The organism is Kitasatospora sp. NPDC001261 (assembly GCF_042896795.1).
Classification (GTDB): Bacteria; Actinomycetota; Actinomycetes; order Streptomycetales; family Streptomycetaceae; genus Kitasatospora.
The window spans coordinates 315,130-338,833 of record NZ_JBIAXP010000006.1; the positions used below are offsets into that span (position 1 = coordinate 315,130).

The following is a 23,704-nucleotide window of genomic DNA, read 5'->3' on the forward strand; positions in this document are numbered from 1 at the left end:
GTCCCGCGACACCGGCCCGCCGGGGCCCGCGAAACCGCACCGCGGACCGGCGGCCACCACCCACCGACCGACCGACGCACGATGGAGACACCCCGTATGAGCAGGAGCCGTACCCACCACTCCCCCGCCCGCCGCGTCCTGGCCGCCTGCGCCCTGACCGGCGCCGCGCTGCTGGCCACCGTCACCGGCGGGCAGGCCTGGGCCGACGGCGCGCCGAAGCCGGCCGCGCCCTCCGCCGCCCCGGCCGGCGACGCCGCGGTGCGGACCGCCCCGCCCGCGCCCGCCACGCCCTCCGCCGCCCCGAAGCCCGAGGCCTCGCCGGCCGTGGCCGCCCCGAAGGGCGCCGCCCCGGCCCCGGCCGCCCCCGGCGGCGCCCAGCCGCAGGTCCGCGAGGTGCCCAAGGGCGCCGCGCAGGCCGGTGACGGCTCCACCGCCTCCGACGGTTCCGGCCTGATGCTCGCCGGTGGCGGCACCGTCGCGGCCGTCGGCGCCGCGGGCCTGGGCTTCGCCCTCCTGCGCCGCCGCTCCGGTGCGCGCGGCTGACACCGGTCCCGAGTCCGCCGGGCACCCCGGCACCGCTTCCCCGTACCCGGCCAGTCGGGGAAGCGGCGCCGGGGCCGCCCCGGTGGCGGGGACCGACAGCCACCGACGCGCCCCGGGCCACCGGCGGGGGCGCCGACGCGCCGCCCGGCCCGGCCCCGGCCCGCTGCGCCGTACCGCCTTCGGCACCGCGGGCCTGCTCTGCCTGGTGCTCGGCACCTCGCTCGCGCTGTCCGGCCGGGAGACCCCGGTGGTGCGGGTCGAGACCTCCGGGCACGGCACCGGCGCCGACACCCCGGCGGCGGCCCCGGGCACCCCGGGCGCCCCGGCCACGACCGGCACCGCGCCCACCGCCCCGAAGCCGTACGCCTCCTCGCCGCCGACCCGCCTGCTGGTGCCCTCCGTCGGAGTGGACGCACCGGTGACCGACCTCGGCCTCAACCCCGACGGCACGGTCGAGGTGCCGCCGGCCGACCGGGGCGAGGAGGTCGGCTGGTACCGCAACGGCCCCACCCCCGGCGAAGCCGGCCCCGCCGTGCTCATCGGGCACTACGACACCGTGCACGGCCCGGCGGTCTTCAAGCAGCTGCCGAAACTGCGCCCCGGCGACCTCATCCGGATCCGGCGCGCGGACGGCGGCACCGTGGACTTCAAGGTCCGCGAGCTGCTCCAGGCCGCCAAGGACCGCTTCCCGACCGAGCAGGTGTACGGCGACACGCCCGCGCCCGCGCTCCGGCTGATCACCTGCGGTGGCCGGATCGGCTCGGACGGCCACTGGACGGACAACATCATCGTGCTGGCGGACCTGGCCTGACGGTGCACGAACCGCCGTCGGGGAACCGCCGGCCACCGCCCGCACGACCTACCACCGGGGCGGCGACGGGAGGCGACGAGCCGAACCGTCGCCGTGGACGCAGGCAGAGCAGGCAGAGCAGGCAGCGCGGACAGCGCGGGCCCGGCAGGAGGACGAGCACCGACCGTGGCAGCAACAGCACCCCCACCACCCCGCCGCCGTCCCGGCGCCGTCCCGGTGGCCGCCCTGGCCGGCCTGGTCGTCGTCCTCGCCCTCGCCGCCCTGGCCTTCGGCCGGGCCACCCCCGGCGAGCTGCGCGACCAGGGCCCGGCCCGGGCCGTCAGGCCGCCGGCGGTGTCCCAGCCGCTCTGGCCGGACCTGCCCACCTCCCCGCCGCCGGCCGCGTCCGCGACCGACACCACCCAGGAACCGCCGCAGCCCGTACCGGACGTGACCGTCCCCGGGCGCGACATCACCGCGGTCGACGTCCGCACCGTCCTCGCCAAGGACCCGGACGTCGACCAGGAGGAGCGCCGGGCACTCGGCTCCTGCGCCGGCTGCGAGGTCCGCGCCCCGGAGTTCCGCGACCTCACCGGCGACGGGCAGCCCGAGCTGATCACCGTCGTCATCACCCCCGGGCGGGCCGTGCTGCACGTCTACGCCCTCGCCGAGGACCGGCTGCTGCCCGTCCTCCGGGTGCGGGTCCAGCCGACGTTCAACGCCTCGACCATCGGCACCGACCTGTGGCTGATCGAGCCGACCAGCGTCGACGCCCGGACCACCAGCCACTACGCGTGGGACGGCAAGAGGCTCACCCTGAACGAACGCAGGGACGAGGGCGTCATACCGCTCCCGTCCACCGGCCCGGACGCCGGCCGGCCGGCCACCGCCGTCCCCGACCCCGGACCGGCGCCCCGCCCCGCCCCGTACGCGCCGAAGCAGGCCGCCCCCGAGGCCGCCGTCCCGTCCCCGCGCGGCGCCCGGCCGTCCTCCGTGCCCTCCGCCCCCTCCGTGCCCGGCGCGCCCGTCGCGCCCTCCGTCCCCGCCGTGCTCCCGGAAGCGAAGCGATGACCCCCGCAGCCCCCGCCGCCACCCCCGCCCACCCGCACATCCTCCTGGTCGAGGACGACGAGGTGATCCGCGAGGCCACCCGGATGGCCCTGGAGCGCTACGGCTTCCCGGTCACCACCGCCGCCGACGGCCTGGAGGGCCTGGAGGCCTTCCACGCCGTCCGGCCCGACCTGCTCCTGCTGGACGTCATGCTGCCGCTGCTCGACGGGGTCGGCCTCTGCCGCCGGATCCGGGAGGAGAGCCAGCTGCCGATCCTGATGATGTCCGCCCGGACCGACCCGGTGGACGTGGTCTCCGGGCTGGAGGCCGGGGCGGACGACTACGTGGTCAAGCCCTTCGAGAGCGCCGTCCTGGTCGCCCGGATCCGTACGGTGCTGCGCCGCGTCCCGGTCGCCCCGGCGGCCGACGCCCCGCCGGCCCCGTTCGCTCCGCCCCCGCAGTCCTCACCGTCCCCGCCCGCCCCTTCGCCCGCTCCGCCGTCCCCGCCCACCCTTCCCTCCGTCCGCAGCTTCGACGGCCTCCGGGTGGACACCGACAGCATGGAGGTCCGGGTGGACGACCGCCTCGTCCCGCTCACCCCCACCGAACTGCGGCTGCTGCTGGAGTTCAGCGCCGCGCCCGGGATCGTGCTGGAGCGCTCCACCCTGCTCGAACGCGTCTGGGACTACGAGTGGGGCGCCGACACCCGGGTCGTGGACGTCCACGTGCAGCGGCTGCGCGCCAAGATCGGCTCCGGCCGGATCGAGACCGTCCGCGGCTTCGGCTACAAGCTGCGGCGCCCGGCATGACCCTGCGCCGCCAGATCGCCGCCGCCGTCGCCGCCATCGCCGTCCTGGTCGCGGTGGCCGTCGGCCTGCTGGTCCACCAGGCGATGATCCGCCAGCACGTCGACCAGGCCCGCTCCTCCTCGCTCGCCACCCTCGACTCCGCCTTGAACGACTACGAGCGCGGCGGCGGGAAGGCGGTCGGCCGGGGCGCCGTCCTGAACGACCCGGCGCTGCCCGAGCGGCTGCGCGCCCTCGCCGCCGGCGACCGGCACGGCTCGCTGCTCGTCGCCGACGGCACCGGCGAGTCGATGTGGGCGGCCGGCCCGGTGCCGGACGGGGTGGTGTCCGTCCGGGTGGACTTCACCCAGGACCGCCAGGCCATCGCCGACCTGGACCGGATCATCCTGCTCACCGTCATCGCCGCGGTCTTCACCACCGTGCTGGCCGGCGTGCTCGTCGCCGACCGGATCAGCCGCAGGCTGCGCACCGCGGCGACCGCCGCCCGGGGCATCGCGGCCGGCGGGACGGACACCCGGATCGGCGAACTCGTCGACGGCAAGGACGAGGTCGCCGACCTCGCCGCCGCCGTCGACCTGATGTCCCGCACCCTGCACCGCCGGCTGGAGGACGAGCAGCGCTTCACCGCGGACGTCGCCCACGAACTGCGCACCCCGCTCACCGGCCTCGTCACCGCCGCCGAACTCCTGCCGCCCGGCCGCCCCACCCAGCTCGTGCAGAACCGGGTCCAGGCACTGCGCGGCCTGGTCGAGGACCTGCTGGAGGTCTCCCGCCTGGACGCCGACGCCGAGTCCCCCGACCTCTCCGCCGTCCCCCTCGAGCGCGCGGCCCGCCGCACCGTCACCCTCACCGGCCTGGACGTCACCGTCGAGATCACCGCCGACCGGCAGGTCCGCACCGACCTGCGCCGACTGGACCGCATCCTCGGCAACCTCATCCTCAACGCCCACCGCCACGGCACCGGCCCGGTCCACCTGCACGTCGACGGCCCGCGGATCACCGTCCGCGACCACGGCCCCGGCTACCCCGAGGACCTCCTCCGCCACGGCCCGCAGCGCTTCCGCACCAACGCCCCCGAACGCGGCCGCGGCCACGGCCTCGGCCTCACCATCGCCACCGGCCACGCCCGCGTCATCGGCGCCACCCTGACCTTCGCCAACCACCCCGCCGGCGGCGCCCTCGCCACCCTCACCCTCCCCCCGAACTGACCCCGGACACGACGGAAGGGCCGGCCCGACAACCCGTCGGACCGGCCCTTCCCGTTCTGCGCGGAGCCCCCTGTCGGGTTCGAACCGACGACCCCCGCTACTGGGCCGGACGGGACGTGTCGGCCGGGGCTTCAAGATGGCGCGCGAGGATGGCGGCGAACGCGAGGTACGCCTCGATCTTCGCGGCTCCGACGAGAGCATCGGGCGACACATGCTTTGGCAGCCGGTCCAGGTACGCGCGGGCAGCGTTGGCGTGGTCAACGTAGTCACTCATGCAGGCCCCCCTGAGGATGATCACGAAGTTTGTGCGAAGCCTACGGCTGTACACCGGGCGGCGGCGCTGTTTCAGCGGATGTCCCGTCCGGACCAAGGTCGACAGTGCCGAGCGCCGCCGGCACACTTCGGGCTGAGCGGGTGGTTCCCTCCTCGATCGGGCAGCTTCGCCGCACCCGGGTTCTCCAGGAGCCGCCAAGGCCAAGGCCGGTGTCTCCCCGGACATCCACTTCCACGACGTCCGGCACACCGGACGCTTCTGGCACGCCCGTGGCACAGCCCGAGCAGGACCGCAGCAACGACGAAGGGCCAACTCTCCCGGATCACCCCGGCGAACTGGCCCTCCGTACGACGAGCCCCCTGTCGGGTTCGAACCGACGACCCCCGCTTTACAAGAGCGGTGCTCTGGCCAGCTGAGCTAAGGAGGCACGGTGGCCGTCCGCGATGGATCACGGCGGCACCGGGGGGCAGTCTACCGGGCCCGGGTGACGGGATGGGGGTATATCCGGGGGTTGGTGGGATGGGTGGGCGTGATGGAACCGATGCCGAAATCGGGTCGGGTGGGGGCTGACAAGCGGCGGACGCGCAGGTAGCGTCGCCGGGAGCCGGTTCGTGGCAGTGGTTCAGACCACTGGTGGGCCGGCGGAGCAGAACAGACCCCCTTTACTCGGATCGTCCGGCACGTTCCTGCCGGTGAAGGAGACAAACAACCATGGCTTCTGTCACGTACGACAAGGCGACCCGCGTGTACCCCGGGGCGGACAAGCCCTCGGTGGACGCGCTGGACCTGGAGATCGCGGACGGCGAGTTCCTCGTGCTGGTCGGCCCCTCGGGCTGCGGCAAGTCGACCAGCCTGCGCATGCTGGCCGGTCTGGAGGACGTCAACGCCGGTGCGATCCGGATCGGCGACCGCGACGTCACCCACCTGCCGCCGAAGGACCGGGACATCGCCATGGTGTTCCAGAACTACGCGCTGTACCCGCACATGACCGTCGCCGACAACATGGGCTTCGCGCTCAAGATCGCCGGCGTGAACAAGGCGGAGATCCGCACCAAGGTCGAGGAGGCCGCGAAGATCCTCGACCTCACCACGCTGCTGGACCGCAAGCCGAAGGCGCTCTCCGGCGGTCAGCGCCAGCGCGTCGCGATGGGCCGCGCGATCGTCCGCCAGCCGCAGGTCTTCCTGATGGACGAGCCGCTGTCGAACCTGGACGCCAAGCTCCGCGTCTCGACCCGTACCCAGATCGCCGGCCTCCAGCGCCGCCTGGGCATCACCACGGTGTACGTCACCCACGACCAGACCGAGGCGCTCACCATGGGCGACCGGGTCGCGGTGCTCAAGGACGGTCTGCTCCAGCAGGTCGACACCCCGCGCAACATGTACGACAAGCCCGCGAACCTCTTCGTGGCCGGCTTCATCGGCTCGCCGGCCATGAACCTGGTCGAGGTGCCGCTGGTGGACGGCGGCGTGAAGTTCGGCGGCTCGGTCGTCAACATCTCCCGCGAGGACCTGGCCGGCGCCGGCACCGACAAGACGGTGACCGTCGGTGTCCGCCCGGAGCACTTCGAGATCGTCCCGGCGGGCGGCATCGAGGGCGTCGCGGTGACCGTGAACGTGGTCGAGGAGCTCGGCTCGGACGGCTTCGTCTACGGCACCACCCAGATCGGCGGCGAGGACCACGACCTGGTCGTCCGCGTGCCCGGCCGCCAGATCCCGGCCCGCGGCGAGACCGTCCACGTCGTGCCGATCGCCAACGAGACCCACGTCTTCTCCACCAGCTCCGGCCTGCGCCTGAGCAACTGACGCGACCCCGCGCGACAGCCGCGACCAGCGCGGCACCCGGAGCCCGTCGGACCCTCGTGGTCCGGCGGGCTCCGTCCGTACCCCCGCCCCTTCGACCCCGTCCGGACGCCCCCGCGTCAACACGGCAAGGGGACAAACCCGGACACCGTGTCACTCGATGGGGTAACGGAGGGCGATCCGGCCCGTACCCACCGCTACTCTCCTGAGGGTGAAGCAGCTGTTGCGCCGTATCGGCCAGACCGTCGCCCTGACCCTGCCGGTCGTCCTGGTGACCACCGGCACCCTCGCCGTGACCAGGGTCCCGTGGGCCCCGCCGACCGGGCTCGACCAGCAGGTCGTGGCGGCGTCCAGCGGCGACGGCGCCGGGATCGGACGCTCCAACAACGCGGCCGGCGCCGTGGCCAAGGCCTCGGACGGGCTCGCCCCGCAGGAGTCGCTGCGGGTGGTGCTGCTGGACGAGCTGCGGGCGAAGAACCCCTCCGCCGCGCTGGACCTGCTGGAGCGCTCGATGCGCGAGCAGCCCTCGCTGACGCCGTACTGCACCTCGCTGGCCACCGAGTTGGGCAAGGCCGCGGTGCGCAAGTACCAGGGCGACGTCCAGCGGGCCCGCACCTTCGCCCGCCCGGTCTGCGACGGCGCGTTCGCGGCCGGCGTCGTCGGCTGAGGCGGCCGGGAACGCAAGGGAAGGCAAGGGGGCCGAGGCAGGCCCCCGAGGCGGCGGACGCCCCCGTCCGCCGCCTTATTGTTCAGGCATGACCGCTGACTCCGGCCCCACCGCCGACCTCCCGTCCGCCCGGCCCCCGCAGCCCCACCCGCCGCGGCCGACCACGACGCCCGTCACCCAGGCCGTCATCCTGGCCGGCGGCCAGGGCTCCCGGCTGCGCCCCTACACGGACGACCGCCCGAAGCCGCTGGTCGAGATCCCGGGGACGGGCACGCCGATCCTCGGCCACCAGCTGGCCTGGCTGGCCGAGGAGGGCGTCACCGACGTCGTGGTCTCCTGCGGGCACCTCGCCGACGTGCTGGAGGAGTGGCTGGACAAGGCGGACCTGCCGCTGCGGGTGCGCACGGTGGTCGAGGCGGAGCCGCTCGGGCGCGGCGGCGGGCTCAAGTACGCGGCCAAGGCGCTGCCCCGCCCGGACGAGCCCTGGTACGCCACCAACGGCGACATCTGGACCCGGTTCAGCCTGCGCGAGATGGCCGCCTTCCACCACGAGCGGGACGCCGTCGCGACGCTCGCGCTGGCCCGGCCGCGGATCCCCTGGGGCGCGGTGGAGACCGACCAGTTCGGCAACGTGCTGGACTTCATCGAGGCGCCGCCCTCGCCCTTCCTGATCAACGCCGGCCTGTACGTGTTCAGCCCCGAGTTCGCCGAGCTGCTGCCGGACGTGGGCGACCACGAGCGCACCACCTTCCCCCAGCTCGCCCGCGGCAAGCGGCTGGCGGGCTACCAGCTGCCGCAGGGCGTGTACTGGCGGGCCATCGACACCGCCAAGGACCTCACCGAGGCGGCCAAGGAGCTCGCCTCCGGCGCCGGCCGGTCCCCCAGGTAACCAGCGGGCCGCGAGCCGTACGGCCGCCCGCGGACACGCGTCGGCCGGGTGCTCCCCGCGGAGCACCCGGCCGACCGCCGTCACGAGGGCCTCAGGTCGCGGTCGGCACCCCCGGGTGGGAGGTCCGGCCGCCGGAGAGGTCGGCCAGCGGCGCGCTGCCCAGCACTCCGCCGAGCAGCCCGCCGGAGCTCGGGCTGGACTTGGCCGCCGGCCCCGAGCCGCCGGTGCCCGGGGTGCCGCGCGAGGCGGGGGCGGTGCCGCCGGAGCCGCCGGACGGGGCGGGCGCGGCCGGGGAGGAGCCCGACCCGGCCTCCGGCTTGCCCGAGTGCGCCTTGCCGCTCGGCGTCGGGGTGGCCGGCTTGGTGGACGGCGTGGCGGCCGGGGTGGTCGCGCTCGGCGTCGGGGTGGCCGGGTGCGGGGCGGCGGGTTGGGGCGTGGTGGACGTGCCCTTGCCGCCGGGGGCGCCGGACGGGCTGCCGGACGGCCAGACCGGGGTGCCGTAGTCGGTGGCCGGACGGTCCGGCGCCTGGTGCGCCCGGGCGCCGGTACGGACGGCGGCGCCGAGCATCGAGCCGAGCAGCAGGGTCAGGCCGACGACGACCGTGGTGACCACGGTGCCGCGGCGCAGCACCCGGCGGCGCAGCGCCCCGGGCGCGTCCGCGCCGTACCGGCGCCAGGCCTCCAGGCTGAGCCGCCCGTCCAGCGAGGCGAACGGCGCTCCGGCGATCAGCAGCGGGCTCCACGCCGCGAGGAAGATCAGGTCCGGGGTGTCGTAGACCGGGACGGCCCGCCAGCTGACGGTGAACAGCAGCGCGGCGGAGAGCGCCATCGCGGCGCCGGCGGCGAGCCGCTGCCAGAGGCCGAGGACGGTCAGCACGCCGACCACGATCTGGGTGAACGACACCACCAGGCCGGCGCCCACCGGGTGCGCCATGGCGAAGGCCAGCAGCGGTTCGGCGACCTTCCAGGGGTGCAGCGAGGAGAGCCAGCGCATCATCGAGCCGCGCTCGCCGCCGTCGAAGTACACCGGGTCGCAGAGCTTGCTGAACCCGGCGTAGACGGAGAGCGAGCCGAGGACGGCGCGCAGCGGCAGCAGCACCAGGCCGAGGTCGACCCGGCGGCCCGGGTACCAGGGCTGCCTGCCCGCGGCGTCGACGGCGGAGACCTCGGGCAGTTCGCCGCTCGGGGTCCAGCCGTGCGGCTCGCCGACCGGGCCGACGCCCGCGTCGGTGGCGGTGCCGGCGCCCTCGCGGGGCTGGCGCGGGAGGGTGCGGGCGCCCGCGAGGGAGGGGAGCGCCTGGGTGTCCGCCTCGATCAGGCGGACGCCGCCGGCCGGGGTGCCGCCGGGGCGCACCGCCTCCAGCAGCCGGGTGGCCGCGAGGTCCCCGGGGGGCGCCTGGCCGGTCCAGGTGACGGCGGTGACCCGGCCCTTGCGGCGCGGCGCGCCGCCGGCCCCGGCCCCGGCCAGCGCCGGGACGGCGGAGGAGGGCACGACGACCTGCGGGGTGACCAGCGGACGGCGGATCAGGCCCTGGTTGGCGTACGGGTCGCCGAATGCGGCACCGGTGGACAGCAGTCCGGCCGGGGCATCGATCAGCGGCGCCACCGGGCCGCCGAGCCGGAGCCGGAAGCTCGCCTGGGTGCTGCTGAGCCGCGAAGGGTCCGACTCCACCTTGACGGTGTTGAGGCCGGGGCCCGCGTCTATCCCGGTGCTGCCGTCGCCGAACAGGGGGCGCCGAGGTGTTCTGGTGTCCACGCCCGTCTAACCGGGTGACGCCCGCTTAGGACACTCTCCCGGGTGGATGTCCGGCGCACACTTGAAGTGATCATGAAAAAAGCGATCGGGCCCGGTCGGGGCCCGATCGCCTTCACTCGGATTGCGGGGAATTCGGAAGATCTCCTGCGCGCCGCGACCCGGCCGTGCTCAGCGCTTGGCGCGCAGTCGCGCGGCCTCGTACAGCACGATGCCCGCCGCGACACCGGCGTTCAGCGACTCGGTCAGGCCGGACATCGGGATCCGGACCCGCATGTCGCAGGTCTCCGAGACCAGCCGGGACAGGCCCTTGCCCTCGCTGCCCGCGACGATCACGACCGGACCGGTCAGCAGCTCCAGGTCGCCGATCTCGGCCTCGCCGTCGGCGGCCAGGCCGACCACCATCAGACCGGCCTTCTGGTAGGCCTCCAGGGTGCGGGTCATGTTGGTGGCCCGGGCGACGGGCAGCCGGGCCGCGGCGCCGGAGGAGGTCTTCCAGGCACCGGCGGTCATGCCGGCCGCGCGGCGCTCGGGGATGACCACGCCGTGCGCGCCGAAGGCGGCGGCCGAGCGGACCACGGCGCCCAGGTTGCGCGAGTCGGTCACGCCGTCCAGCGCGATGATCAGCGCGTCCTGGCCGGCGTCGGCGGCGTCGACCAGCAGGTCGTCGGGGTGCGCGTACTCGTACGGCGGCACCTGGAGCACCAGGCCCTGGTGGTTCATCCCGCCGGTCATCTGGTCCAGCTGGGGCCGCGGGGCCTCCATCAGCGGGATGCCGCGGTCGTTGGCGGCCTGGAAGGCGTCGCGGACCCGGTCGTCGGTGTCGATGAACTGCTGGACGTACAGCGCGTTGGCCGGGACGTCGCCCTGCAGGGCCTCGACCACCGAGTTGCGGCCGAAGACCAGCTCGGCGCTGCCCGCGCCACCGCGGCCACCGCGGCCGCCGCCGCCGGCCCGGCGCATGCCGGCCCGGGCCTTGGCGTCCCGCTCGCGCTTGATCGCGGCGTTGGCGGCGCGCTGCTTCGGGTGGCCCTTGCGCTCCGCACCGGGCGGCGTCGGGCCCTTGCCCTGGAGCGCCTTCCGGCTGTGGCCGCCGGTACCGACAGACGCGCCCTTCTTCGATCCGGGGTTGCGACGGTTCCTGCGTGCACTGTTGCCGGCCATGGCTGTACTTCCTGTCTGTCCGGCATGCCCCGGCCGTCCCGGTCTGCCCGGTGGCGGCCGACGGCATGCGCTACGTCATGCGGGAGGGCCGCACCGGTCCGGTACGGCCCACCCATCACCCCGATCGTCGGATGGGGTTACTGGCTGTTGATCGTCCAGCGCGGGCCGGACGGGGTGTCCTCGATGGCCAGCCCGGCGAGGCCGAGCTGGTCGCGGATGGCGTCCGCGGTGGCGAAGTCCTTGCGCTCGCGCGCGGCCTGCCGCTGGTCCAGGACCAGACGGACCAACGAGTCGACCACTCCGTGGAGGTCCTCGCCGCGCTCCGTCCCGGCCCAGTGCGGGTCGAGCGGGTCGAGGCCCAGTACACCGAGCATCGCACGGACCTCGGCCAGTCGCGCCACCACGCTCTCCTTGTCGTCCGCGTTCAGGGCGCTGTTGCCCTGGCGGACGGCGGTGTGCACGACGGCCAGCGCCTGCGGCACGCCGAAGTCGTCGTCCATCGCCTCGGCGAAGGCCGGCGGCACCTCGGGCGCCGCGTCGACCGTGCCGCAGCGCTCGACGGCGCGCTGGATGAAGCCCTCGATCCGGCCGAAGCCGGCCTCGGCCTCGCGCAGCGACTCCTCGCTGTACTCGATCATCGAGCGGTAGTGCGGGGCCGCCAGGTAGTAGCGGAGCACGATCGGCCGCCACGCCCGGACCATCTCGGAGACCAGCACCGAGTTGCCCAGCGACTTGCTCATCTTCTCGCCGGCCATGGTGACCCAGGCGTTGTGCACCCAGAAGCCGGCGAAGTCGTCGCCGTAGGCCTTGGACTGGGCGATCTCGTTCTCGTGGTGCGGGAAGATCAGGTCCAGCCCGCCGCCGTGGATGTCGAAGGCCGCGCCCAGGTACTTGTGGGCCATCGCCGAGCACTCCAGGTGCCAGCCCGGACGGCCGCGGCCCCACGGGGTCTCCCAGCTCGGCTCGCCCGGCTTGGCGGCCTTCCACATCGCGAAGTCGCGCTGGTCCCGCTTGCCGGTCTCGCCCTCGCCCTCGGGCTGGCGCAGGTCGTCCAGCTTCTGGTTGGAGAGCGCCAGGTAGTCGGGGTACGACCGCACGTCGAAGTAGACGTTGCCGTCGGCCGCGTAGGCGTGGCCCTTCTCGATGAGCCCCTGCATCATCGCGATCATCTCGGGGATGTGCCCGGTGGCCCGCGGCTCGACCGTCGGCCGCAGGCAGCCGAGCGCGTCGTAGCCGTCGTTGAAGGCGCGCTCGTTCTCGTAGGCGATCTGCCACCACGGCGTGCCGAGCTCGCGCTCCTTGGCGATGATCTTGTCGTCGATGTCGGTGACGTTCCGGGCGAAGGTCACCTGGTAGCCGCGGTAGGCGAACCACCGCTGCATGAGGTCGAAGTTGAGGTACGACCGGATGTGCCCGATGTGTGGCGCCGACTGAACGGTAGCGCCGCACAGGTAGATCGAGACACAACCCGGTACAAGCGGGACGAAGTCGCGTACCTGGCGGGTGCTGGTGTCGTACAGACGAATGCTCACAGCGTCAAGCGTAGTGGGCACCGGGGGGTGCCCCGCCACATTCCCCGGGACAACGGGGGCGTGATCCCGGGGAAACGGCGGGACGCGGACGGGACTCAGATGTTGCCGAGCACCTTGTCCGGGGAGATCCGGACGACCACCCGGACCGCCTCCGGGCCGTCGAAGGTGTAGTCCTTGCCCAGGTACTTGCGGGACAGCTCGTCGATCAGCTCCCGGCCGCCCTCGGTGGTCAGCGTCGCCTCGCCGCGCGCCTCGAAGTACTCGTACGGGTTGTCCTTGTCGTTGATGACGAGGGACACCCTCGGGTCCCTGACCAGGTTGAGGTGCTTCCGGCGGCCCTCGACGGTGGAGAACAGGATGTCGTCGCCGTCCCGCTTGACCCAGACCACGGAGGCCTGCGGGCCCCCGTCGGGCTGGATGGTGGAGACCACGGCGAAGCTCGTGCTGTCGAGCAGTTCCTTGACCTTGTCCGCAAGTTCGACACCCATCGGAAACCCCTTCACGTCGGCGTTCGGCCCGAGCGGAAGCCCCGTCCGGGCCCGAGCCGAACACTAGCGACTCGGGCCCCGGGAACACCCGGTGAACACCCGTCAGGTCCGGGTTGTTCCCGACCGCTCACCGCGACCGGCTCAACGCCGCTCGTACACCAGGGCGGTGGCGATCGCGGCCAGGCCCTCGGCCCGGCCGGTCAGCCCCAGCCCGTCGGTGGTGGTGCCGGAGACGGACACCGGGGCGCCGACCGCCTCGGACAGCGCGGCCTGCGCCTCGGCCCGCCGCTTGCCGATCTTCGGCCGCACGCCGATCACCTGGACCGCCACGTTGCCGATCTCGAAGCCCGCCTCGCGGACCAGCCGGGCCGCCTCGCCGAGCAGCTTCGCCCCGGACGCGCCGGCCCACTCCGGCCGGTCGGTGCCGAAGTGGGCGCCCAGGTCGCCGATCCCGGCGGCCGAGAACAGCGCGTCGCAGGCGGCGTGCGCGGCGACGTCGGCGTCCGAGTGCCCGGAGAGGCCGACCTCGGCGTCCGGCCAGTCCAGCCCGGCCACCCGGAGCGGGCGGCCGACCTCGAAGGCGTGCACGTCGGTGCCGATCCCCACGCGGGGGATCACGGGGGTCTGCGGGTCAGTAGGCATCGGCGGCCCTCCTGCGGGCGAGTACGGCCTCGGCGAGCACGAGGTCCAGTGGACGGGTGACCTTGAACGCCTCCTCGTGGCCGGGCACCACGACGACCCGGCCGCCGTAGCGCTCCACCAGCCCGGCGTCGTCGGTGACCGGGGGCGCGTCGGCGGTGCCCGCGCTCTCCTCGGCCAGCGCCTTGGCGTGCACCTCGACCAGGGTGGCGCGGTCGAAGCCCTGAGGGGTCTGCACCGCGCGCAGGGTGGCGCGCTCGGGCGTGTCGAGCACCGGCTCGGGGCCGCCCGGGTTCGGCTCGACCCGCTTCACCGTGTCGGCCAGCGGCACCGCGGGCACCACCGCCCGCGCCCCGGCCCGGACGGCGGCCGCGACGGCGTCCACCACCTCGACCGGGACCAGCGGGCGGGCCGCGTCGTGCACCAGCACGATCCCGACCTCGTCCGGGATCGCGGCCAGGCCCAGCCGGACCGACTCCTGGCGGGTCGCCCCGCCGGCCACCACCCGGATGTCCTTGTCGTCCAGCCCGTGGCTGTCCAGCAGGGCGACCACCTCGGCCACCCCGTCGGCGGGCGCGGCGACCACGACCAGGCCGACCGCCCGACTGCGGGCCAGGGCCCGGACGGCGTGCACCAGGAGCGGCACGCCCCCCAGTTCCCGCAGGGCCTTCGGGGCCCCGGGCCCCAGCCGCTCACCCCGTCCGGCGGCGGGCACCACTGCTGCTGCGACTGCTCCTGACGCGTTCAGGTTTCACTCCTTCGGCGAAGTGGGTATGGCCATGGCGTGCCCGGCGGGCGCACCGGGCCCCTTCCGAAGAACCACGGTCCACCGTCCGCCGCACAGCTCCGCAAGTTCCGCGCAACGGTTCCGCGCAAGAACGGGTGCGGAAACGGTCTTGCAGGCCTGGGCTGGCTCGGGCGGGTGGCGTGGTCCGGACATGCCTCAGCGCCCGGAGTGCCACTGCACCACTCCCGGACGGTTCGTCCGAGGAGTGGCGCGCCGGCACCGGGCGCTGTGAGCGTTGGGCGGCAGCCCGACCGCACTGCGGTGGCGCGCTACGAGGCGAGGACCTCGTCGAGCAGCGTCTCCGCCTTGTCCTCGTTGGTGTTCTCCGCCAGCGCGAGCTCGCTGACGAGGATCTGGCGCGCCTTCGCGAGCATCCGTTTCTCGCCGGCCGAGAGGCCGCGCTCGCGCTCGCGGCGCCACAGGTCGCGGACGACCTCGGCGACCTTGATGACATCACCCGAGGCGAGCTTCTCCAGGTTCGCCTTGTAGCGACGGGACCAGTTGGTCGGCTCTTCCGTGTACGGTGCCCGCAGCACCTCGAAGACCCGGTCCAGACCCTCCTGGCCGACTACATCGCGCACACCGACGAACTCCGCGTTCTCGGCGGGCACGCGGAGCGTCAGGTCTCCCTGCTGCACCTTGAGCACCAGGTAGGTCTTGTCCACACCTTTGATCTGGCGAGTTTCGATGGCCTCGATCAGCGCGGCCCCGTGATGGGGGTAGACCACCGTGTCGCCAACCTTGAACGTCATGTGACAGGACCCCTTCCGTGGCTTTCCAGAATAACACGCTTCTCGGCCCACCCGAAGGGCGTTTTCGCAGGTCAGGGCCGGTCTCGGGGCTTGACAAGGACCCCCATGACGTGCTGCGACCGGTGTTCGAGAGGGGCTTCCCGCAGGTCGGAGGCGGTTCCGGGGTTCGACGAAACCCTTGCGCAACACCCCCGCAACCATGATTGGATCTTGAGCTTTCACCCCTTTTCGAGTCGCGGCCGAATCGTTATTCGATCTTGGTCGAACCTTGTCCTCCGCGTGACCCGGACATGTCGACGTACCGCCGGACGCGCCCCCGGCGTACGGCCGGACGGCCCCCGGCGGCCCCCGGGAGTGCGACACGGGGACCACCCCGTGAGGAGCGCATAAGCGAGGTCGATAATCTGAGACCTGACCACCCGACACGTGACCTAGGGAGAAGCCGCCGCCGTGAGCCGCAGCCTTCGACGCGGCAGCATCGCCGCCCTCGCCGCCATCGCCATCGCCTCGCTGTCCTCCTGCGCCGCCGGCAACACGCCGGACACCCTGCAGATCAAGCCGGACAACGCGGCGGCGACCCTCGGAACGAACCTCCGGCTGAACAACATCGTGGTCGTCACCGGGGAGGGCGCCTCGGGCGACCACACCGGTCCCGCCAACGTGGTCGTGAACATCGCGAACACCGCGGACGCCCCGGCCGAGCTCCAGTCCGTCACCGTCGGCGGTGCCGCCACCACCTTCGCGGACGCCGCCGGCGCTCCGCTGTCCGGCATCGTCGTCCCGGCCCGCGGCGCGGTGGTGATCGGCGGCCAGGGCAACCCGTCCGCCACCGCCGCCTCCGCGACCGTCCACGTCGGCGGCTTCGCCCCGACCGTGTTCACCTTCAAGGACGGCCAGAAGGTCGAGGCCCAGGCCGCCGTGAGCCCGGACTCGGGCGCAGACGGCCGCGGCCTGTACAAGGGCTTCGGTCCGACCCCGTCGCCGACCGCGACCCCGGCCAAGACCACCACCCCCGGCGCGGCCACCCCCGGTGCCACCGCTCCGGCCCCCGGCGCCACCACCCCGGGCGCGCCGGCCACCGGTGCCGCCGTCCCGGCCGGCACCACCGCCCCGGCCGTCCCGGCCGCGCACTGACGCCGCACCCCGCCCCCGGCGGGCCCTCCAGGGCCCGCCGGAGCGACGCGAAGGCCCCCTCCGGCTGCTGCCGGCGGGGGCCTTCCGCGTGGTGGGGACGGTTTACGGCTCGAACTTGTAGCCCAGGCCGCGAACGGTGACCAGGTAGCGCGGCGCGCCCGGGTCCGGCTCGATCTTGGCCCGCAGGCGCTTCACGTGGACGTCCAGGGTCTTGGTGTCGCCGACGTAGTCCGCGCCCCAGACCCGGTCGATCAGCTGCATCCGGGTGAGCACCCGGCCCGCGTTGCGCAGCAGCATCTCCAGCAGGTCGAACTCCTTGAGCGGCAGGTCGACCTTGGCGCCGTCCACGGTCACCACGTGGCGGTCCACGTCCATCCGGACCGGGCCCGCCTCCAGGGCGCCCGGGCCGCCGCCGTTGTCGCCCGCGCCGCCGTCCTCGCCGCGGCGGCGCAGCACCGCGCGGATCCGCGCGACCAGCTCGCGGGTGGAGTACGGCTTGGTGACGTAGTCGTCAGCGCCTATCTCCAGACCGACGACCTTGTCGATCTCGCTGTCCTTCGCGGTCACCATGATCACCGGGACGTTGGAACGCACCCGGAGCTGGCGGCAGACCTCGGTGCCGGGCAGGCCCGGCAGCATCAGGTCGAGCAGGACGAGGTCGGCGCCGTTCCGTTCGAACTGCTCCAGGGCGTCGGGGCCGGTGGCGGCCACGGCCACCTCGAAGCCCTCCTTGCGGAGCATGTACGAGAGGGCGTCGCTGAACGACTCCTCGTCCTCGACCACCAGTACTCGGGTCACGATCAGGCCTCCGGGGCAAGCTGCGGGGTTGTGTCTGACAGGTGTGGTGCCCGCTCCCCGGTGGGGAGCGAACGGTCCGTGCGGGGCGCGCGGGGAGCGCGGTCCGTCCGGTCCGTGGTGAGGGTTCGGGGTGCGGCGGCGGGGCCGGCGGGGCCGCCGTCCGGCGTGTGGTCCGGCTCGTCGCCGAACTCGTCGTCGAACGCGTCGTCGGGCTCGTCCTCCGTGGGTGCCTGCCCGGCGGGCAGGCGGACGGTGAAGGTCGACCCCTGGCCCTCGACGCTCCACACCGAGACGGTGCCGCCGTGCGAGGCCGCGACGTGCTTGACGATGGACAGGCCCAGGCCGGTGCCGCCGGTCGCCCGGGAGCGGGCGGGGTCGACGCGGTAGAACCGCTCGAAGACCCGCTCGCGGTCCTTCTCGGAGATGCCGATGCCCTGGTCGGTGACCGAGATCTCGATGAGCTCGCCGTCCGCCTCCCCGAGCGCCGCGGCGCTGGAGATCCGCCGGGTGGCGATGGCCACCCGGGTGCGGGGCGGGCTGTAGTTGACGGCGTTCTCGACCAGGTTGCCGAGCGCGGCGGCGAGCTGGCCGCGGTTGCCGTGCAGGTAGAGGCCGGCGATGCCGCCCGCCGCGATCAGGATCTGCTTGGCGGCGGCCTGCTGGCGGCAGCGGTCGATCGCCTCGGCGATCAGCTCGTCCACCGCGACCGGCTCCGGGTCGATCATCAGCCGGTCGTCCTGGACCCGGGAGAGGTCGATGATCTCCTGGACCAGGCTGGCCAGCCGGGCCGCCTCGACCTGCATCCGGCCGGCGAAGCGCTGCACCGCCTCCGGGTCGTCGGACGCGTCCACGACCGCCTCGGAGAGCAGCGACAGGGCGCCGACCGGGGTCTTGAGCTCGTGGCTGACGTTGGCCACGAAGTCCCGGCGGACGGCCTCCACCCGGCGGCGCTCGGTCTGGTCCTCGACCAGCACCAGCACCAGCCGGGAGCCGAGCGGGGCGACCCGGACGGAGACCGCGAGCGGCTCGGCCGCGCGGGCCGCGCCCGGCCGGGGCACCTCCAGCTCGACCTGGCGGATCTCGCCGTCCCGGCGGGTGGAGCGGGCCAGCGCGAGCATCTGGTCCACCGCGACGGCACCGCCGCGCACCAGGCCCATCGCGTACGCCGCCGAACTGGCCTTGACCACCTCGTCGCCCTCGCCCAGCACGATCGCGCAGGAGCGGAGCACGGAGAGCACGGTGTCGACCCCGGGCGGCAGCGGCGGCTCGGGGTTGCCGGTACCCAGTGACTGGTACCGGCCGGGGTTCCTGCCGCCGGTTGCGCTGTACCTGCCCTTGGCCTGCTCGCGCTCGCTCCAGCGGAAGGCGATGGAGGCGGTGAGGCCGACACCGAGCCCGGCTATGGCACAGGCAGCGGCGGCGGCCACGTTCACGTCCATGTGGCCAGCGTAAGCGCACGGCCAGGCCAGTCCCCAAGCACCCGATCAAGGCATCGACCACGCGTTGCCGAGAATTCACCTTCAGGTAGCCGCCGATTCACCGGAGCGGCCGTGCACCGTCGCCCAGGCGGCCGAAAGTTGGCCAGGCAGCCCGTGTGGGAGAGATCGGTGTGCCGAACAGCGGCCACCGGCTCGGGTGTGCGCGTACGATGCGCGCCACCAGCAGCGGTCACCCGGACACCGGAACGACGGTCGGACGGGCTGACCGGTCGGCACCGCCACCGACACAGCTACTGAGGAGAGAACATGCGCGACGCGTACCACGAGGAACTCGATGCGATCGGCGACAGCCTGGTCGAGATGGCCCGGCTGGTCGGCTCTGCCATGGGCCGCGCCACCACCGCCCTCCTCGACGCGGACCTCGCCCTGGCGGAGGGCGTGATCGCCGCCGACGAGAAGGTCAACGAGCTCCACCACGACCTGGAGAACCGGGCCATCGACCTCCTCGCCCGCCAGCAGCCGGTCGCCACCGACCTGCGCATCGTCGTCACCTCGCTGCGGATGAGCGCCGACCTGGAGCGCTGCGGCGACCTCGCCCGGCACGTCGCCAAGGTCGCGCGGATGCGCTACCCCGACACCGCCGTGCCGAGCGACCTGCACTCCACCGTCCTGGAGATGGGCCAGCTCGCCCAGCGCCTGGTGGCCAAGGCCGGCCTGGTCATCGCCACCAAGGACGTCGACAAGGCACTGGAGATGGAGCAGGACGACGACGCGATCGACACCCTGCACCGCGAGCTGCTGTCGCACCTGATCGACGAGCGCTGGCACCACGGGATCGAGACCGCCGTCGACATCACCCTGGTCGGCCGCTACTACGAGCGCTTCGCGGACCACGCGGTGTCGGTCGCCAAGCGCGTGGTGTACCTGGTGACGGGCGAGCACGTGGCCGAGTTCGTGGCCGCCACCGAGGCCGCCGAGGCCGCGCCGGTCGACTGACCTCCGGTCCGGGCGGTGCTTCGTGGCCGCTCCCGGCTCACCCCCGGGGTGAGTAAACCTGCGACGAGGGTGGTGCGGGCGCACGGCACTCCGTGCGCCCCACCACCGCGCGCCCGTTGACGCTCCGTCCATTCGGCGGCTTCACTCGACGTTGGGGGCACAGGACTGTGCCCGTCACAAGGAGGGAAGCTCGATGAAGGCCCACCCGACCCGACCGGCATCCGCCCACACCACCGTCGAGCCACCCGCCCCGAAGCTGCTCCCCGTCCTCGCCGCCGGCTGCGGCTGCGGCCCGGGCTGCGGCTGCGGCTGCCAGTCCGGCGCGCCCTGCCAGTGCGGCGGTGCCGACGGCGGCTGCTGCGGCGGCCACTGAGCGCGCCGCCGTCCGAGGAGTCCCCGAGGTGCACGGTCTTCCGGCGGCCGTGCACCTCGTTCGCGTCCGTGCCCGTGTCCGCGTCGGGCCGGGCGTCGGGACCGGACGTCAGAACGCGACGTCGGTGCAGGAGTAGAAGGCGTTCCCGGTGTCGGAGATCGTCCAGACCGCGACGACCACCTGGTGGCCGGTGCGCCCGCCCGGGATGGTCGCGGTGTGGCTGAGCGTGCTCGGCACCTGCTGCCCGCCGTACGGGACGGTCAAGAAGGGCGTCAGGTCCAGGTTGGCCCGGGTGACCGGCTGGCTCGCGTCGTAGCCCGGCTTGGTCATGTAGTACCGGAAGTCGGTGGTCGCGTGCCGGGCGGTGAACTTCCAGGTGAAGGTGAGCTGCCCGCCCGCCGTCACCGGCGTGGTCGGCCAGGCGCCCGCGTGCGGGTCGTCCAGCTCGGCGAAGCGCGCGTTGCCGCCGGCGCAGATGGTGCCGTCCGAGGGGCCGAGGGCCGGGAAGCCCTTGGGGCCCTCGACGCTCTGCGGCTCCCACTGGATGTCACCGCAGTCCCACGGGACGCCGTCCACGTGGGTGTCGCAGAGCGCGGCCCGGCTGGGCGGGGTCGTGATCCAGCCGTGGGACGCGGCCGGGAAGGCGAGGGTCAGCGGGATCGCCAGCGCGGCGACGGCCGCCCCGACGATGTGGCGTGTGCGCATGGTGCTCCTCCGTGGGGGTGGATGGAGTGTGCGCCGGGGGCACAGACGCGCGCGCGTGGGGGTGCGGCGGCCCGGACGGGGAGATCCTGGCATGCCTGCGCCAGTCCGGTGCCCTCACGGTAGGAGCCGCCGACTGCGGCCGTCAATGGTCTGAACCATTTTCCCACCTACCCAACTCCCCCACCAGGCAAGCGGGTTGACCCCGAACCGACCGAAAACGAACGAAGGCCCCGCCGCCCGGTCGGACCGGGCGACGGGGCCGTAGCGGCAAGCGGCCTACTTCTTGCCCTGGTTCTTGACCGCCTCGATGGCGGCCGCGGCGGCGTCCGGGTCGAGGTAGCGGCCGCCCGGGGTGACGGGCTTGAAGTCGGCGTCCAGCTCGTAGACCAGCGGGATGCCGGTCGGGATGTTCAGGCCGGCGATGGCCTCGTCGGAGATGCCGTCGAGGTGCTTGACCAGCGCGCGCAGGCTGTTGCCGTGGGCGGTGACCAGGACGGTCCGGCCGGCGGCGAGGTCCGGGACGATGGCGTCGTACCAGTACGGCAGCATCCGGTCGACGACGTCCTTCAGGCACTCGGTGCGCGGACGCAGCTCGCTCGGGATGTCGGCGTAGCGCGCGTCACCGGCCTGCGAGTACTCGGCGTCGTCGGCCAGCACCGGCGGCGGGGTGTCGTACGAGCGGCGCCACAGCTGGAACTGCTCCTCGCCGAACTCGGCCAGGGTCTGGGCCTTGTCCTTGCCCTGGAGCGCGCCGTAGTGGCGCTCGTTCAGCCGCCAGCTGCGGCTGACCGGGATCCAGTGCCGGTCGGCCTTGTCCAGGGCGATCTGGGAGGTGCGGATGGCGCGGCGCAGCAGCGAGGTGTGCAGCACGTCGGGGAGCAGACCCTCGGCGGCCAGGAGCTCGCCACCGCGGGCGGCCTCCTTCTCGCCCTTCTCGTTGAGGTCGACATCGACCCAACCGGTGAACAGGTTCTTCTGGTTCCACTGGCTCTCGCCGTGGCGGAGCAGGATGAGTCGGTACGTCGTGTCAGCCATGGCCCCCAGCTTAGTGGGGGGTCGGAAAACCCCTGGTGGGGACCTTCGGCCGATGTGTAATGTGTGCTCAGCGCATCTGACACTTACATGCGTCGGCTGACCGGGCCTGCCGCACCGTTCGGCGGACGCCTGCCCACGGGAGCCCCCACATGCTCGTCGCCCTGGTCGCCAACCCCCGGATCCGAAGACTCGTACAGGAGACCGTGGGCGGGCTGCCGCGACAGTTCTGGTGGCTCTGGGTGAGCACGCTGGTGAACAAGCTCGGCGCTTTCGTCGTCACCTTCCTGGCGCTGTATCTGACCGTCGACCGGGGGTACTCGGCCTCCTACGCGGGCCTGGTGGCCTCGCTGTTCGGCCTCGGCTCGGCCGTCGCGGCGATCCTCGCGGGCGTGCTGGCCGACCGGATCGGGCGCCGGCCCACCCTGCTCGCCGCCCAGCTCGGCACCGCGCTGTTCACCGCCGTGCTCGGCTTCGCGGACGGCCAGGTGGCGATCGCCGTGGTGGCCTTCCTGGTGGGCCTGTGCAACAACGCCACCCGGCCGCCCACCTCGGCGATCATCGCCGACCTGGTGCCGGCCGAGGACCGGGTCCGCGCGTACTCGCTGAACTACTGGGCGATCAACATCGGCTTCGGCCTCTCCGCGGCCGTGGCGGGCCTGATCGCCACCCACGGCTACCTCACGCTCTTCCTGCTGGACGCGTTCTCCACCCTGGTCTGCGCGGTGGTGATCTTCATCCGGATCCCGGAGACCAGGCCGCAGGCCGCGCCCGGCCGGGCGGACGGCTCCGCCGAACCGCCGGTCAGCCTGCTCTCGGTGTTCCGGGACGCCCCGTTCATGGCGCTGGTCGGGCTCACCCTGCTGCTCGCGCTGGTCTTCCAGCAGGGCAGCACCACGCTGGCCGTGGACATGGGCGCCTCCGGCATCACCTCCACCGAGTACGGCCTGGTCATCGGCCTGAACGGGCTGCTGATCGTGGTCCTGCAGATCCCGCTGACCCGCTGGATGGAGGGCCGCTCACGGACCGGGCTGCTGATCACCAGCTGTCTGCTCACCGGCTGGGGCTTCGGGCTGGCCGCGCTGGCCGGGTCCTCGGCCTGGCTGTTCGCGCTCTCGGTGGCCGTCTGGACGGTCGGCGAGATCCTCAACACGCCGGTGATGATGGGCCTGGTCGCCGAGCTGGCGCCGACCCACGGGCGCGGCCGCTACCAGGGCGTGCACAGCCTCTCCTGGTCGCTCGCCTCGTTCCTCGGCCCGGCGGGCGGCGGGCTGCTGCTCCAGCACGCGGGGCCGGCGGTGCTCTGGACGGCCTGCGGGGCGGTCGGGACGGTCACCGCGCTCGGGTACGTGGTGCTGGCCCGCCGGACCGGCGCGGCCGGGCGCCGTCGGCCCGTGGCCACGGAGGTCCCGGCGCCCGCGGTGGGGGCTCCGGCGCGCACGGCCACGGCGCCCGCGGCCGCGGAGCCCGCGGCGGAGCCGGCCGGGAAGGCCCCGGCGGGCGCCTGACCGGCCCGCGGGTCAGCCGGCGGCCGGGGTGTCCGGCGTGTCCGGGGCCTCGGCCGAGGCGTCCCGCGGGGCGGCCAGGTGGGCGAAGGCGGCCAGGTTGCGGGTGGACTCCCCGCGCTTGGTCCGCCACTCCCACTCGCGCCGGATCGCGGTGGCGAAGCCCAGCTCCAGCAGGGTGTTGAACGGCTCGTCCGCGTTCTCCAGCACCGTGCCGAGCAGCCGGTCCACGACCTGCGGGGTGAGCGCCTCCAACGGCAGCCGGCCGGCCAGGTAGACGTCGCCGAGCGCGTCGATCGCGTACCCGACGCCGTACAGCCGGGTGTTGCGCTCCAGCAGCCAGCGGTAGACGGCCTCGTGGTTCTCGTCCGGACGGCGGATCACGAAGGCGTTCACCGACAGGGTGTGGTCGCCGACCCGCAGGGCGCAGGTGGTGCTCAGCTTGCGGGTGCCCGGGAGGGCCGCCACCAGCGTGTACGGGTCGGTGGCGGCCGGCTCCCAGGCCACCCCGGCGTCGTCCAGGGCGGCGCGCAGGAGGGTCAGGGCCTCGTCCTTGGTGCGGATTGCCATGGGGGTGACG

At 73.8% G+C, this 23,704-nt stretch carries 25 protein-coding genes and 1 tRNA gene; 12 read left to right on the forward strand and 14 right to left on the reverse strand.

The window, feature by feature from the left end:
• Positions 1-96: 96 nt before the first annotated feature.
• The 5 genes from ACFY4B_RS11030 (at position 97) to ACFY4B_RS11050 (ending at position 4,397) form a co-directional block, all read left to right on the forward strand.
• Positions 97-543, forward strand: a complete 447-nt coding sequence (locus ACFY4B_RS11030; protein WP_387967231.1) for a sortase-dependent protein — start codon at positions 97-99, stop codon at positions 541-543.
• A gap of 82 nt (positions 544-625) precedes the next feature.
• A complete protein-coding gene (locus ACFY4B_RS11035; RefSeq protein WP_259316635.1) occupies positions 626-1,354 on the forward strand; it encodes a class F sortase in 729 nt (242 codons plus the stop codon).
• Between the two features lie 165 nt (positions 1,355-1,519).
• Positions 1,520-2,404, forward strand: a complete 885-nt coding sequence (locus ACFY4B_RS11040; protein WP_387967234.1) for a hypothetical protein — start codon at positions 1,520-1,522, stop codon at positions 2,402-2,404.
• A complete protein-coding gene (locus ACFY4B_RS11045) occupies positions 2,401-3,192 on the forward strand; it encodes a response regulator (RefSeq protein ID WP_380742667.1) in 792 nt (263 codons plus the stop codon). The genes ACFY4B_RS11040 and ACFY4B_RS11045 overlap by 4 nt, the downstream gene beginning before the upstream one ends.
• Entirely contained in the window at positions 3,189-4,397 is a 1,209-nt protein-coding gene (locus ACFY4B_RS11050) for a sensor histidine kinase (protein WP_387967237.1), read from the forward strand. Before ACFY4B_RS11045 ends, ACFY4B_RS11050 begins: the two co-directional genes overlap by 4 nt.
• 97 nt (positions 4,398-4,494) lie before the next feature.
• Here the strand turns inward: ACFY4B_RS11050 and ACFY4B_RS11055 are convergent, their stop codons facing one another.
• Positions 4,495-4,671 carry a hypothetical protein gene (locus ACFY4B_RS11055; RefSeq protein ID WP_380781439.1) on the reverse strand — a complete coding sequence of 59 codons (177 nt, stop codon included), beginning with the start codon at positions 4,669-4,671 and terminating at the stop codon, positions 4,495-4,497.
• A 353-nt stretch (positions 4,672-5,024) separates the two neighbouring features.
• Positions 5,025-5,098, reverse strand: a tRNA-Thr gene (locus ACFY4B_RS11060).
• A 284-nt stretch (positions 5,099-5,382) separates the two neighbouring features.
• Between ACFY4B_RS11060 and ACFY4B_RS11065 the strand changes: the two genes are divergently transcribed.
• From ACFY4B_RS11065 to ACFY4B_RS11075, 3 genes are all read left to right on the forward strand, one after another.
• Complete coding sequence (locus ACFY4B_RS11065) at positions 5,383-6,474, forward strand: ABC transporter ATP-binding protein (protein WP_049656383.1); 1,092 nt, start codon at positions 5,383-5,385, stop codon at positions 6,472-6,474.
• A 208-nt stretch (positions 6,475-6,682) separates the two neighbouring features.
• Positions 6,683-7,138 (forward strand): hypothetical protein, encoded by a 456-nt coding sequence (locus tag ACFY4B_RS11070; protein ID WP_049656385.1) that lies wholly within the window; start codon positions 6,683-6,685, stop codon positions 7,136-7,138.
• Between the two features lie 88 nt (positions 7,139-7,226).
• Complete coding sequence (locus ACFY4B_RS11075) at positions 7,227-8,027, forward strand: nucleotidyltransferase family protein (RefSeq protein WP_107086556.1); 801 nt, start codon at positions 7,227-7,229, stop codon at positions 8,025-8,027.
• Positions 8,028-8,118: 91 nt separating this feature from the next.
• On the opposite strand, the gene ACFY4B_RS11080 is transcribed toward ACFY4B_RS11075, so the two are convergent.
• The 7 genes from ACFY4B_RS11080 to ACFY4B_RS11110 all read right to left on the reverse strand — a co-directional run bounded on the left by ACFY4B_RS11080 (position 8,119) and on the right by ACFY4B_RS11110 (position 15,142).
• A complete protein-coding gene (locus ACFY4B_RS11080; protein WP_117488413.1) occupies positions 8,119-9,783 on the reverse strand; it encodes a DoxX family membrane protein in 1,665 nt (554 codons plus the stop codon).
• Positions 9,784-9,951: 168 nt separating this feature from the next.
• A complete protein-coding gene (rlmB, locus tag ACFY4B_RS11085) occupies positions 9,952-10,944 on the reverse strand; it encodes a 23S rRNA (guanosine(2251)-2'-O)-methyltransferase RlmB (protein WP_049657177.1) in 993 nt (330 codons plus the stop codon).
• A gap of 137 nt (positions 10,945-11,081) precedes the next feature.
• Complete coding sequence (cysS, locus tag ACFY4B_RS11090; RefSeq protein WP_049657179.1) at positions 11,082-12,476, reverse strand: cysteine--tRNA ligase; 1,395 nt, start codon at positions 12,474-12,476, stop codon at positions 11,082-11,084.
• Between the two features lie 95 nt (positions 12,477-12,571).
• Positions 12,572-12,964, reverse strand: a complete 393-nt coding sequence (locus tag ACFY4B_RS11095) for a PPOX class F420-dependent oxidoreductase (protein ID WP_049657181.1) — start codon at positions 12,962-12,964, stop codon at positions 12,572-12,574.
• 141 nt (positions 12,965-13,105) lie between these two features.
• Positions 13,106-13,606 carry a 2-C-methyl-D-erythritol 2,4-cyclodiphosphate synthase gene (gene ispF / locus ACFY4B_RS11100; RefSeq protein WP_387967240.1) on the reverse strand — a complete coding sequence of 167 codons (501 nt, stop codon included), beginning with the start codon at positions 13,604-13,606 and terminating at the stop codon, positions 13,106-13,108.
• The gene (gene ispD, locus ACFY4B_RS11105) at positions 13,596-14,351 is read right to left on the reverse strand and encodes a 2-C-methyl-D-erythritol 4-phosphate cytidylyltransferase (RefSeq protein WP_074001725.1); all 756 of its coding nucleotides are present in this window, start codon (positions 14,349-14,351) and stop codon (positions 13,596-13,598) included. The genes ispF and ispD overlap by 11 nt, the downstream gene beginning before the upstream one ends.
• 308 nt (positions 14,352-14,659) lie before the next feature.
• Complete coding sequence (locus tag ACFY4B_RS11110; protein ID WP_014136563.1) at positions 14,660-15,142, reverse strand: CarD family transcriptional regulator; 483 nt, start codon at positions 15,140-15,142, stop codon at positions 14,660-14,662.
• Positions 15,143-15,592: 450 nt separating this feature from the next.
• Between ACFY4B_RS11110 and ACFY4B_RS11115 the strand changes: the two genes are divergently transcribed.
• Entirely contained in the window at positions 15,593-16,276 is a 684-nt protein-coding gene (locus tag ACFY4B_RS11115) for a hypothetical protein (RefSeq protein ID WP_074001726.1), read from the forward strand.
• A 102-nt stretch (positions 16,277-16,378) separates the two neighbouring features.
• Here ACFY4B_RS11115 and ACFY4B_RS11120 read toward each other — a convergent pair whose 3' ends face one another.
• Positions 16,379-17,074, reverse strand: a complete 696-nt coding sequence (locus tag ACFY4B_RS11120; RefSeq protein ID WP_031069385.1) for a response regulator transcription factor — start codon at positions 17,072-17,074, stop codon at positions 16,379-16,381.
• A gap of 2 nt (positions 17,075-17,076) precedes the next feature.
• Positions 17,077-18,513 carry a sensor histidine kinase gene (locus tag ACFY4B_RS11125; RefSeq protein WP_375876597.1) on the reverse strand — a complete coding sequence of 479 codons (1,437 nt, stop codon included), beginning with the start codon at positions 18,511-18,513 and terminating at the stop codon, positions 17,077-17,079.
• Between the two features lie 306 nt (positions 18,514-18,819).
• Between ACFY4B_RS11125 and phoU the strand changes: the two genes are divergently transcribed.
• Positions 18,820-19,509: a phosphate signaling complex protein PhoU gene (gene phoU / locus ACFY4B_RS11130; RefSeq protein WP_049657907.1), complete on the forward strand. Its 690-nt coding sequence runs from the start codon at positions 18,820-18,822 to the stop codon at positions 19,507-19,509.
• A 193-nt stretch (positions 19,510-19,702) separates the two neighbouring features.
• Positions 19,703-19,882, forward strand: a complete 180-nt coding sequence (locus ACFY4B_RS11135) for a hypothetical protein (protein ID WP_074001727.1) — start codon at positions 19,703-19,705, stop codon at positions 19,880-19,882.
• Between the two features lie 108 nt (positions 19,883-19,990).
• On the opposite strand, the gene ACFY4B_RS11140 is transcribed toward ACFY4B_RS11135, so the two are convergent.
• Both ACFY4B_RS11140 and ACFY4B_RS11145 read right to left on the reverse strand, forming a co-directional pair.
• Entirely contained in the window at positions 19,991-20,587 is a 597-nt protein-coding gene (locus tag ACFY4B_RS11140) for a lytic polysaccharide monooxygenase (protein ID WP_074001728.1), read from the reverse strand.
• A gap of 276 nt (positions 20,588-20,863) precedes the next feature.
• Positions 20,864-21,622 carry a phosphoglyceromutase gene (locus tag ACFY4B_RS11145; RefSeq protein ID WP_049657900.1) on the reverse strand — a complete coding sequence of 253 codons (759 nt, stop codon included), beginning with the start codon at positions 21,620-21,622 and terminating at the stop codon, positions 20,864-20,866.
• Between the two features lie 149 nt (positions 21,623-21,771).
• Between ACFY4B_RS11145 and ACFY4B_RS11150 the strand changes: the two genes are divergently transcribed.
• Positions 21,772-23,127 (forward strand): MDR family MFS transporter, encoded by a 1,356-nt coding sequence (locus ACFY4B_RS11150; RefSeq protein WP_387967245.1) that lies wholly within the window; start codon positions 21,772-21,774, stop codon positions 23,125-23,127.
• Between the two features lie 12 nt (positions 23,128-23,139).
• Here the strand turns inward: ACFY4B_RS11150 and ACFY4B_RS11155 are convergent, their stop codons facing one another.
• Positions 23,140-23,694, reverse strand: coding sequence for a YbjN domain-containing protein (locus tag ACFY4B_RS11155; RefSeq protein ID WP_387967247.1), 555 nt, complete (start codon positions 23,692-23,694; stop codon positions 23,140-23,142).
• Between the last annotated feature and the right edge of the window lie 10 nt (positions 23,695-23,704).